Annotated in this window: 10 protein-coding genes; 8 read left to right on the forward strand and 2 right to left on the reverse strand. The window is 67.0% G+C overall.

The window, feature by feature from the left end; translation table 11 throughout:
- Positions 1 to 43 precede the first annotated feature (43 nt).
- From ACWGI2_RS41155 to ACWGI2_RS41180, 6 genes are all read left to right on the forward strand, one after another.
- Positions 44 to 1,363: an acyl-CoA dehydrogenase family protein gene (locus tag ACWGI2_RS41155; RefSeq protein WP_453701136.1), complete on the forward strand. Its 1,320-nt coding sequence runs from the start codon at positions 44 to 46 to the stop codon at positions 1,361 to 1,363.
- A 51-nt stretch (positions 1,364 to 1,414) separates the two neighbouring features.
- Positions 1,415 to 2,503, forward strand: coding sequence for a zinc-dependent alcohol dehydrogenase (locus tag ACWGI2_RS41160; RefSeq protein ID WP_453701138.1), 1,089 nt, complete (start codon positions 1,415 to 1,417; stop codon positions 2,501 to 2,503).
- Between the two features lie 178 nt (positions 2,504 to 2,681).
- Positions 2,682 to 4,220, forward strand: coding sequence for an alpha,alpha-trehalose-phosphate synthase (UDP-forming) (locus tag ACWGI2_RS41165; RefSeq protein ID WP_453701140.1), 1,539 nt, complete (start codon positions 2,682 to 2,684; stop codon positions 4,218 to 4,220).
- Entirely contained in the window at positions 4,217 to 5,143 is a 927-nt protein-coding gene (galU, locus tag ACWGI2_RS41170; RefSeq protein ID WP_453701142.1) for a UTP--glucose-1-phosphate uridylyltransferase GalU, read from the forward strand. Before ACWGI2_RS41165 ends, galU begins: the two co-directional genes overlap by 4 nt.
- An 85-nt stretch (positions 5,144 to 5,228) precedes the next feature.
- Positions 5,229 to 5,732 (forward strand): flavin reductase family protein, encoded by a 504-nt coding sequence (locus ACWGI2_RS41175; RefSeq protein WP_453401159.1) that lies wholly within the window; start codon positions 5,229 to 5,231, stop codon positions 5,730 to 5,732.
- A gap of 59 nt (positions 5,733 to 5,791) precedes the next feature.
- The gene (locus tag ACWGI2_RS41180) at positions 5,792 to 6,763 is read left to right on the forward strand and encodes a Gfo/Idh/MocA family protein (protein ID WP_453701143.1); all 972 of its coding nucleotides are present in this window, start codon (positions 5,792 to 5,794) and stop codon (positions 6,761 to 6,763) included.
- Between the two features lie 117 nt (positions 6,764 to 6,880).
- Here ACWGI2_RS41180 and ACWGI2_RS41185 read toward each other — a convergent pair whose 3' ends face one another.
- Positions 6,881 to 7,357, reverse strand: a complete 477-nt coding sequence (locus ACWGI2_RS41185) for a MarR family winged helix-turn-helix transcriptional regulator (protein ID WP_453701145.1) — start codon at positions 7,355 to 7,357, stop codon at positions 6,881 to 6,883.
- 2 nt (positions 7,358 to 7,359) lie between these two features.
- Positions 7,360 to 7,695 carry an ArsR/SmtB family transcription factor gene (locus ACWGI2_RS41190; RefSeq protein ID WP_453401162.1) on the reverse strand — a complete coding sequence of 112 codons (336 nt, stop codon included), beginning with the start codon at positions 7,693 to 7,695 and terminating at the stop codon, positions 7,360 to 7,362.
- Positions 7,696 to 7,904: 209 nt separating this feature from the next.
- On the opposite strand from ACWGI2_RS41190, the gene ACWGI2_RS41195 reads away from it, so the two are divergent.
- Together ACWGI2_RS41195 and ACWGI2_RS41200 are read left to right on the forward strand one after the other, a co-directional pair.
- Positions 7,905 to 9,374 (forward strand): MFS transporter, encoded by a 1,470-nt coding sequence (locus ACWGI2_RS41195; RefSeq protein WP_453701147.1) that lies wholly within the window; start codon positions 7,905 to 7,907, stop codon positions 9,372 to 9,374.
- Between the two features lie 386 nt (positions 9,375 to 9,760).
- Positions 9,761 to 10,228 (forward strand): ATP-binding protein, encoded by a 468-nt coding sequence (locus ACWGI2_RS41200; RefSeq protein WP_453701149.1) that lies wholly within the window; start codon positions 9,761 to 9,763, stop codon positions 10,226 to 10,228.
- Positions 10,229 to 10,588 lie beyond the last annotated feature (360 nt).

Consider the following 10,588-nt stretch of genomic DNA (forward strand, 5'->3'; position numbering starts at 1 on the left):
GACATCACGCGCGCCGGGGAAGTCCGCCCGTTTCTTTGCGTCAATGACGATGCGCCTTCCGTTCTGGTGGCCTCACCCGCAGGCATGCCCGATCCAATGTCTCTTTCGTGCCTGTGAATTGCCCGACCGATGGTTCGACCTTTGTGAATGTGGAGTGAGTGACGTGACTGCAATCAGCGCCCCGGGTGGGCTCCCGACTCCTTCCCTGACGGCTGAGACGGAGGAGTGGCTGACCAGGGTCGAGAAGATCGCTCCGGTCATCGAGGAGGCTCGTGAACAGGCGGACCACGACCGCGTGACCTCCCGCGCCGTCTTCGAGGCTCTGCGCGACGCCGGTATCCCGCGCATGTGGGTCTCCAGGGAGTTCGGCGGGGAGCGGGCAAGCATCGAAACAGGCTCCGCTGTCATCCAGGCTCTGGCCGCCCTCGACGCGTCCGTGGCCTGGCAGATGGGCGTGCAGGGCGCCATTGGACGCCTCTCGGACTACCTCCCCGAGGCCACATCCGCTCAGCTGTTCCGTGACCATGACGGGCTTGTGGTCGGCGGGGTGAACCCTTCCGGCCACGCCGAGCAGGTGACGGGCGGCTACCAGCTCAGCGGCGAATGGGCCTTTGCCAGCGGGTCCGCCCACGCGGACTGGCTGGTCTGCGCCGCCTTCGTCACCGAGCATGGCGAAGTGCGCCGGACCCCTCAGGGGCCGGAGACGCGCATGCTCTTCGTGCCGCGTGCAGACGTCGAGATCCGCGACACCTGGTACACCGTCGGACTGCGCGGCACCGGCAGCAATCATTTCACCGTGAACGACGTGTACGTGCGCGACGAATTCACCGTCAGCGGAACGGAAATGCTGCGACCCCCGGCCGCACGGGGCTCACGCGCCTACCCGATCGGCTACTACGACTTCGGCCCCTTCACTTCTGCGTCGACAGCTCTTGGAATCGCGCAAGACGCCATTGATTCCTTCAAGAGCCTCGCCGCGAAGAAGACCCCGACCGGCGCGACGGGAACTCTCGCCAAGAGCCACGTCGTTCAGGAGAAGCTGGCCCGAGCCGAAATCGAGCTCCACACCGCACGCCTACTCCTCAACGACACCGCGCGGCAAGTCACGGAACTCGGGGAAACGGGCGGCGATTCGCTGACTTCACTCGTTCGCCTCACCGCTGCGGCGGTCGCAGAAAAGGCCGCCGCCACGGTCGACACCGCATACAACCTCGCCGGAGCCAGCTCCGTCTACGCGACAAGCCGACTCGAGCGTTGTTTCCGGGACGTTCACTCCGCGGTCAAGCACATCACGCTGTCGACGACACACTTCGAAATGGTCGGGCAGTATCTCCTCGGTGGAGACCTCCAGATGCGGCGGTGAGAAACCCCGCCACCCACTTACCCATTCGCAGAAAACAGAGACGAGGCAATCATGGAAACGATGAAGGCCGTACAGCTCCTGGCCCCGCGCAAGACAGTCTTGTCGGATGTGCCCATTCCCGAGACGCCGGCCGACGGTCTGCTCATGAAGACGCGTTGCGTATCGATCTGCTCCACCGACATCTCCTTCTACGAAGGACACCTCTTCCCCTCCGAGTACCCGGTCGTCCTGGGCCACGAGTACCTGGGCGAAGTCGTCGACATCGGCCCGGAGTTCGATACCTCTGGCGTCGATCTCAAGGTCGGTGACCGTGTCGTCTACTGGGGCCAGACAGACTTCGGCGGCTTCGCCGAGTACCGCACCGTGCGCCCCATCTTCTCCGGCCAGGTCAAGGAAGACGTCTTCGCGGCGGACCGCAACTTCTACGACGACAAACGCGCGGCAGCGGTGAAGATACCCGGCGAACTGAGTGACCTGGAGGCGTCCTTCATCGAGCCGGTCACCGGAGCCCTGCGGTCGGTGCTCTCCAACCCGCCGAAGGTCGGTGACAAGGTCCTGATCCTGGGTACCGGCCCCATCGGCGTCATCGCCGGCAGCATCATCAAGCGCCTGCTCGCCCCGAACATGGTGGTGTCCGTGGACACCAATCCGGCGCGCAACGAGTTCGCGGAGCAGCAGTTCTCCAACAGGGCCTACCTCCCCGACGAACTGATCGAGACCGTCGATGAGGGCACCTTCGACTACGTCTTCGACGCCCTGCCCACCGTGCAGGTCGCGGACGAGAACAAGGACCCGCGCCGAGTGGCCATGCGCAAGCTGAAGGCCGGCGGCCGCTACGTCCTGTACGGCGCCTCACAGGAGATGCAGAAGTTCGACACCTGGCTGATGCTCGCCAAGGGCATCAACATCATCTCGGCGCCCTTCGACGTCACCCACTTCCCGATGCACAAGAGCGCGAACGTCATCGCCTCGGCGATGCAGATGCTGCTCACGGGAATCGTCGACGGCAAGGCCTTGCTCTCCACGGTTCACGAGTTCGACGACTACGACGGCCTGGTCGACGTCTTCGAGAACTACCGGTTCACGACCGACCTCAAGACGATCGTCGACTTCCGCCGCCCGGACGCGCCCGCGAAGTAGCGCCGCCCGCCCGCGGGGTGAACGCGACCCAGGGCACCAGGATCCGTCCACTGTCCGTCCGCCGACCACCCTCGGAGGACGGACAGCCCACGTCGGCTCCATACCTGCCCTCACCCGCGACCGGGCGCCGTTCCGCCGCGCGCGGCGGCTGAAGCACTCTCCTGAAAGAGGCCCTCGGATGGAAGAGAAGGACGTGCACACCACACCGACGAGCGGGGCAGGGCTCGTCGTGGTGGCCAACCGGCTGCCCGTGAGCCTGGAAAGCGCCTCCGACGGGACCCGGCACTGGCGCCACAGCCCCGGCGGTCTGGTCAACGCGCTGGAACCTTTCCTGCGCGCCCAACGGGGAGCCTGGGTCGGATGGCCCGGCGCCGCAGGGGAGGACATGCCTCCCCCGGAGGACGGAGATCTGCTCCTCCACCCTGTCGCCCTGACCACCGACGAGGTCGCCGGATTCTACGAGGGCTTCTCCAACGGCACGCTCTGGCCGCTCTACCACGATGTCGTCATGCCTCCCGAATACCACCGCGGCTGGTGGGAGGCATACGTACGAGTCAATCGGAAGTTCGCGCAGGCCACCGCCGAGGTCAGCTCCCCCGGCGCTACGGTCTGGATCCAGGACTACCAGCTCCAGCTCGTACCAGCAATGCTGCGGGAACTGCGCCCCGACCTACGGATCGGGTTCTTCCTGCACATCCCCTTTCCTCCGATCGAACTGTTCATGCAGCTGCCCTGGCGCACCGAGATCGTCGAGGGCCTGCTGGGCGCCGACCTCATCGGGTTCCACCGGCCGGGCGGCGCGCAGAACTTCCAGTGGCTCGCCGGCCGCCTCGCCGGGCGGGAGAGCATCCGCACGGTGAACGAGGCGGGGGGCATGCTCGGTGAAATACGGGACGGCGACCGGACCGTGAAGATTGGCGCCTTCCCGATCTCCATCGACTCCGGGGAACTGGACCGGCTGGCGCGGCGAGCCGACATCCGGCAGCGGGCCGAGCAGATCCGGGCGGATCTCGGCCATCCGAAAAGGATCATCCTTGGGGTCGACCGGCTCGACTACACCAAGGGCATCGACGTCCGACTCCGAGCCCTGCACGAGATGTTGGCGGAAGGGTCCATCGAGCCCCACGAGGTCGCCATGGTGCAGATCGCCACGCCCAGCCGCGAGCGAGTCGAGCACTACATACGGATGCGCGAGGACATCGAGCGCACTGTCGGCCGGATCAACGGCGAGTTCGGTCGCGTCGGCTCCCCCGTCGTGCACTATCTGCACACCTCAGTCGGCCGTGAGGAACTCGCCGCCTTCTACAGCGCGGCCGATGTCATGCTCGTCACGCCCCTCCGCGACGGCATGAACCTGGTCTGCAAGGAGTACGTCGCCTGCCGCCACGACCTCAGCGGAGCACTCGTACTGAGCGAGTTCGCCGGTGCGGCGGCCGAACTGACGAGTGCCTTCCTGGTGAACCCCCACCACCTCGACGAGGTGAAGACGACCTTGCACCGGGCGCTGAACGTCCCGGCCGACGAGGGCCGGCGACGGATGGTCGCGCTGCGCGAGCAGGTCCTCACACACGACGTCGACCACTGGGCCCGCTCCTTCCTGACCGCACTGGGTGCCGAACCCGCCCTCAGCCACATTTCCAGCAGACCGCCGCTCCCCGAGCACACCACCTCGGACTCGGACGAGCCGGCGCTGCGTACCGATTGGGCCCTGACATGAAGCAGACGCTCCCTCCCACCCGAGCGGTGACCAAGGCAGTCATCCCCGCGGCGGGCCTTGGCACCCGGTTCCTGCCCGCTACGAAGGCCACGCCGAAAGAGATGCTCCCTGTCGTCGACAAGCCCGCCATTCAATACGTGGTCGAGGAGGCGGCAACCGCAGGTCTCTCCGACGTACTGATGATCACAGGGCGCAACAAGCGTCCCCTCGAGGACCACTTCGACCGCAACTTCGAGCTGGAGCAAGCCCTCATCAAGAAGGGCGACAAGGAACGACTCGCCAAGGTCCGCGCGTCCAACGACCTGACGACCATGCACTACGTGCGTCAGGGCGATCCGCGCGGGCTCGGCCACGCGGTGCTGTGTGCCGCGCCCCATGTGGGGGACCAGCCCTTCGCCGTACTGCTCGGCGACGACCTGATCGATCCGCGTGATCCACTGCTGTCGCGCATGATGGATGTCCAGGAGCGCGAGGGCGGCAGTGTCGTAGCGCTGATGGAAACCGAGCCGTCACAGATCCACCTCTACGGATGCGCGGCGGTGCAGAACACCGCGGATCCCGACGTGGTGAAGGTGACAGACCTGGTCGAGAAGCCGGACCCGGCCGAGGCGCCGAGCAACTACGCGATCATCGGCCGCTACGTCCTGGACCCCGCCGTCTTCGAGGTGCTGCGGGAGACCGCGCCCGGCCGAGGCGGCGAGATTCAATTGACCGACGCCCTGCAGAAGCTCGCCGCCGACGAGAAGACCGGCGGCCCGGTGCATGGCGTCGTCTTCAAGGGCCGCCGCTATGACACCGGTGACCGGGTCGACTACCTCCGCGCCATCGTGCAACTCGCCTGCGAACGCGAAGACCTCGGACCGGAGTTCCGCGACTGGCTCGTCCGCCATGTCGCCGAAACGGTGCCGTCGGGCATCGCATAACGCGCCCGACCCAAGCTCCCCGGAGCTCCCGAAACGCGGCCACCGAACCGACGAATCACCCACCCTTGAGAACGGAAGGACAGCCATGTCCGTCGACTCCACCGCCTTCACCCAGGCCATGTCGCAGGTGCCCGGACCCGTCACCGTCGCCACTACCGTCGACCCGGCCGGCGAGCAATGGGGGTTCACCGGCAGCTCCTTCAGCTCGCTCTCCCTGAATCCGCCTCTGGTGCTCATATGTCTCGACAAGAAGGCCAGTACCCACGAGGCGTTCACCGCCGCCGATCGCTTCCTCATCAATGTCCTCGCGCTGGAGCAGTCCGACGTCGCCATGCGGTTCGCCCGGTCCGGCGTCGACCGGTTCAACGCGGGTGACATGGTGCCCTGTGAGTTCGGGCTTCCCGGGCTCAAGGACGCGGCAGCGCGCGTGGCCTGCTCGATGCACGCGGTCCTGGACGGGGGAGACCACAGCATTCTCGTGGGCCGTGCGGAAGCGACGTATGCGGATGGGGAGCGGGTCCCACTGGTGTACCGCGACCGTGCCTTCGCCCGCCCGGTCGCCGATGTCCAGATGGCAGGTGTCCACTGATCCCGGTTCTCCGATCGCGAAGCGGGCGGCCCGCTCGGCGAAGAGCGTGTAGCTGACTCATGAAGAAAATCCGTCTCGCGGTCCTCGGCACGCACCATGTTCATCTGCGCGACCACCTCGCGGTCATCGAACGCGACCCGGATACGGAGCTCGTTGCGCTCCACGGCCGGATCCCTGGCGCAAGCGGGGCGCCCCGCGAAGTGCTGCCTCTCGTGCCCACCGTTGCGCAGGCGCTGGACCGCGCAGACGCGGTGGTCATCGCGTCCACCACCGCGGGACACGAACGTCTCCTGGAACAGGCAACGGCAGCCGGTGTGCCCGCTCTCGTGGAGAAGCCGCTCGACACCACCGCAGCGGCCACCCGACGACTCACGCCCCTGCTGGCCGCCGGCCCCACCCCCTCCACCACGGCCATGTTCCTGCGCTGCGCCCCGGCACTCCGCCGGCTGCGTGCTCTCCTGGCCCGGGGCGAACTGGGCCCAGTGGCGCACGCGCATGCCAGCTTCACCCACCCAGGCTTCCTCGACGGCGTATTCGGTGGTGCCGCCTCATGGATGCTGACCGAGGAGCACGGTGGTACAGGCGGCTTCGCCGACCTGGGTATTCACCTCGTCGATCTACTGAGCTGGCTGGCTCCTGGCAAGGAGCTCCGTGTGCGGGGGGCCGAGCTCACCCGCCGTCCCGCTTGCGCGGTCGACGTCGGCGGGCTGGCGCTCTTGACCTGGGGGGCGACGCCCGTGTCTCTCCATGCCGGGTGGACCTCCCGCCCAGGTGGGTTCCTGTTGCGTGTTGAGGGTGAGCACGGATCGGTGGAGGTAGGCGCGGGCGGGACCGAGCTGACGGCGACGACGGAGGGTTCTGAAAGCAGTCGCCGCGAGAGGCACCCCCCGATCCGTGCGGGCGCGGCACTCGAAGCCTTTCTCGGCGACCTGAGAGGGCAGAGCCGGTGGGAGGCTCCCACCCCTGCGGACATCGAGGGCGCGGCGCGAGTCCTCGACGCTGTGAAGGTAGCCGCAGGCCGATCGACGTAAGGGCCGGAGCCCGGACGGCGCGGGGCCGGACCACGACGTGTTTTAAGGGTCGGGACTTTCGCGTGCGGCGGTTTGTCGCACAGCGCGTACGCCGCGGAGGTCAGGGTCCTCTTGGCGTCACCTGCTCGGCGTGCCGGGCGAGGACTTCGTGTGCCACAACGCCGTCGCCAGCCGGGCGAGGGCGGGCTGGTTCTTGGCCTCGTCCAGCCCTTCCCGTACGGCTTGGGAGGCCGGTGGCCGCAGCCGCTCGACCAGGGTGCGGCCGGCGGAAGTGAGCACGGGGCAGATGGAACGGCGGTTCGTTGCGGAGTAGGTGCGTGTCACCAGTCCCCGCTTCTCCAGTCGGTTCACGAGCCGGGTTACGGCGCTGGGGCTGAGACCCATGGCCGCGGTGAGCCGGTGCATCTCCGGGCCGCTCTCGTGCTCCTTGCGTTCGAGCGTGAGGAGGAGGCTGAACTCCCGGACGCTCAGGTCGCTCCGTTCTTGCAGGACCGAGCGCACCCCTGCTGCGAGCTGGCCGTGAAGTGTCGAGATGGTCTGCCATGGAGGTTCGGGGTGCTGTTGGGGTACTGCCTGGCCGGTCTCCACGTCCACGGTTACGGGAGCTTGGCGCCTTGGTCGGACTCGGCGTCGAGCCGGGCGCCTTCGAGGATGGCGTCGAGCAGGCCCGGGTAGCGGGTGTCGAGGTCCTCGCGTCGCAGGGACAGCAGGTTCTCTCTGCCGGAGGGGCGCTGCCAGATGACGCCGCTGTCGCGCAGGACGCGCCAGTGGTGGGTCATGGTCGACTTCGATACGCCGTCCAGGATGCTGCCGCAGTTGTGTTCCTCCCCGTCGTTCAGGACGCGGACAACGGTCAGCCGCATGGGGTGCCCCAGTGCGGAGAGGACGGCCTCAATCCGGATCTGATCGCGATCGGGGTGACGGGAGATCATTGTCCAACTGTACCGCGACAGTCGTTGAATCTGACTTTTTGACCAAGGCGCCGTCCCAAGTGCTCGGTGTGTAAGGGAAGTTCCCGCGACTTGCCAAAGTCGCGCCGGGAGGAGGTGGCCCCGTTGCAAACACTCCGACTGTACGTAAGGATACGAACAATCGTACTCGCCGGGCTGCCCGCCCATGACCGAAGAGGGGCTGACCTTTCATGTCCGCTTCACCCACGCTGCCGACAGGCGCACACGCCTCGGGGCCGCAACGTCTGGGCTGGAGTCTGGCGCTACTGGCCCTGGCGCAGCTGATCTTCTCCCTCGACCTGAACATCGTCTTCGTCGCGCTGCCCGACATCGGCGCGGACCTCGGGTTCCCGGGACAGACACAGCAGCTGGTGGTCAGCGCCTACGTCGTACTCGCGGGCGGCTTCCTGCTGCTGGGCGGGCGCGCGGCAGACCTCTTCGGCCGTCGCCGGGTCTTCATCCTCGCCCTGACCATCTACGCCGTCTCGTCCCTGGCCGGCGGACTGGCGGAGAGCCCGGCCGTCATCATCGCCGCGCGCGCCGTTCAGGGCATCGGCGGTGCGCTGCTGCTGCCCTCGACGCTCTCCCTGATCAACACGCTGTTCGAGGAGGGCCCCAAGCGCAACAAGGCGCTCGCGGTCTGGGGCGGTGCCGGAGCCAGCGGCTTGACCGTCGGCGCGCTCCTTGGCGGCATCCTCACCGAGAGCTTCGGCTGGCCGGCCGTCTTCTACGTGAACGTGCCGCTGGCCGGCGCCGTGGCCCTGGCCGCGCTCGTCGTCATCCCGCGCGACGCGCAGCCCACCGAGAAGCGCAAGTTCGACCTGCCCGGCGCGCTGACCGCCACCGGCGGTTCCACCCTCCTGGTCTTCGCCCTGGTCGAGGGCCCCGAGATGGGATGGACCTCGGCGACGGTGATCGCCGCCTTCGTTGCCGCCGTGGTTCTCCTGGTCGCCTTCGCGGGCATCGAGGCGCGCAGCAAGGACCCGCTCATGCCCTTCCGCCTCTTTCGGAACCGCAACCTGAGCGTCGGCATGACGGTGACCTTCCTCTACATGGCCACCTTCGGCACCCTGCCGTACTTCCTGACAGTCCTGATGCAGAACGTGCACGGATACAGCGCCCTGCAGACCGGTCTGGCGTTCCTCGTCCCCTCGGTCGCCATCGCCACCGGCACCCAACTCGGTGAACGTCTGACCACCCGCCTGGGCACCCGCACCACCCTGATCGCGGGCTTCATCATCGGCGCCGTCGGCACCGCCATCCTGGCTCTGGGCTTCGACGCCGAAGCCACCTACCTCACGGCACTGCCGGGCCTGATCCTCTCCGGAGTCGGCCAGGGCATCGTCTGGACCGGCATGTGGATCGCCGCCTCCACCGGCGTCGCCCCCAACGAGCAGGGCATCGCCAACGGCATGGCCTCCACCACCCTCAACATCGGCAACGCCATCGGCCTGGCCATCCTGACCGTCATCGCCGACGCCGGTACCGGCGGCAAGGCAGGCGACGCCCTGAAGGAAGCCACCGCGGACGGAGAGTTCGTCGTCGTCCTGCTCACCGCGGCAGGCATGCTCCTGGGCCTCCTCATCACGCTGAGCCTGCCACGCAAGACCGCCACCCCCACCCAGACCGCCGCAGAGGACCCCGTCCTCACGGCGCGGTGAGCAGGTAACCAGGGGATCCGTGCCGTCCTTCCCCCGCACGGCATGGATCCGAAGCCCGCTCACCTTGCTGCTCCTCGGGACCCCCTGTGGCCCGAGGAGCAGCACTTTTCGGCGGCCACGCTGATTGTGACTGGCAACTCGCCCGCAGTGCCACAGCACTGTCCCGTCGGTTGAGTTGATCGAACAGGAAGGAATGAAACGGCTCGCCGCCTACAGCTGCTTCGCCCGTTGATCCGCTTTCGCTTCCCGCCCCCGCCCCTACGGCTGAACTCGAGGCACAGAAGGACACGCTGGAACTCAGGTGGCTGCTGTGAGTGAGTGGTGGGTGGTGGTGGTGGTTGGTCAGGAGTGGGTTTGACCTTTCAAGCTGTGCTTCTACGCGGTTGGTGTGCGGATACGAGCGTGAAGCCAGCGAAGAGATCTGCTGTATCGCCTTCCACTCCCGCGCCACCACCTGTGCCGTACGCCCTGAACTGCACGCCGCTCTTCAGCTGCCGGGTCAACCTCCGCGCTACGCGACCGAGTTCGATCATCTCCTCAAGGCAGCGCTTGCCACCCACCCGCGCACCCTCGTCCTGGACGAAGCACAGTGGCTCTGCAGGGACCAGCTGGAATACGTCCGCTACCTCTGGGATGACCCCTACACCCAGCTCGCTGTCATCTTTGTTGGCGGCGAAGGTTGCCACGCCACGTTGGGCGGAGAACCCATGCTGTTCTCCCGCATCTTCATTTGGCAGGGCTTCTCTCGCCTTCCTCTCGATGGGGTGCTGGACGTGGTCCCGCTCTGCCACGTGGGGTGGGTGGGCGTGGGAAGCTTTTGCGGGGTGGGGGTACGCGTCTGGGGGAGGGGTTGATGGCTGAGGACGGTTCCGGTGGTTTCACCGATTGGGTGGTGCCGGCTGTCGCGGGGCGGGAAGCGGCTCTTACGCGCTTGATGGCCCTCGATGGTCGCGGTGAACTTGGTTCTGTACATGTGCGGTTGGCTGCTTCGGCTTTGGACGTGTCCGAGCGGACGGTGTGGAACTGGTTGTCGGTGGCCTGGCGTGAGGGGCGTCTGTCGGGCCGGACGCCTGCGCGGGTTGGTGTGTGCGAATCTGGATGTGTGTCACGTGTATGGCATGTGCGAATCTGCGTTGGGGTGTCACTGGTCTGTGTGTGGGGGCTGGTGGGTGGGGTGTGGGTCTGGCTTGGGCTGATGTGGGTGTTGGTGTCGT

The organism is Streptomyces sp. NPDC054866 (genome assembly GCF_053610745.1).

Excerpts from the sequence above, each read along its gene's own strand:
- ACWGI2_RS41160 (WP_453701138.1), top strand. The coding sequence starts at position 1,415 with ATGGAAACGATGAAGGCCGTACAGCTCCTGGCCCCGCGCAAGACAGTC.
- ACWGI2_RS41175 (WP_453401159.1), top strand. The coding sequence starts at position 5,229 with ATGTCCGTCGACTCCACCGCCTTCACCCAGGCCATGTCGCAGGTGCCC.
- ACWGI2_RS41190 (WP_453401162.1), bottom strand. The coding sequence starts at position 7,695 with ATGATCTCCCGTCACCCCGATCGCGATCAGATCCGGATTGAGGCCGTC.
- ACWGI2_RS41195 (WP_453701147.1), top strand. The coding sequence starts at position 7,905 with ATGTCCGCTTCACCCACGCTGCCGACAGGCGCACACGCCTCGGGGCCG.
- galU (WP_453701142.1), top strand. The coding sequence starts at position 4,217 with ATGAAGCAGACGCTCCCTCCCACCCGAGCGGTGACCAAGGCAGTCATC.
- ACWGI2_RS41155 (WP_453701136.1), top strand. The coding sequence starts at position 44 with ATGACGATGCGCCTTCCGTTCTGGTGGCCTCACCCGCAGGCATGCCCG.
- ACWGI2_RS41165 (WP_453701140.1), top strand. The coding sequence starts at position 2,682 with ATGGAAGAGAAGGACGTGCACACCACACCGACGAGCGGGGCAGGGCTC.
- ACWGI2_RS41180 (WP_453701143.1), top strand. The coding sequence starts at position 5,792 with ATGAAGAAAATCCGTCTCGCGGTCCTCGGCACGCACCATGTTCATCTG.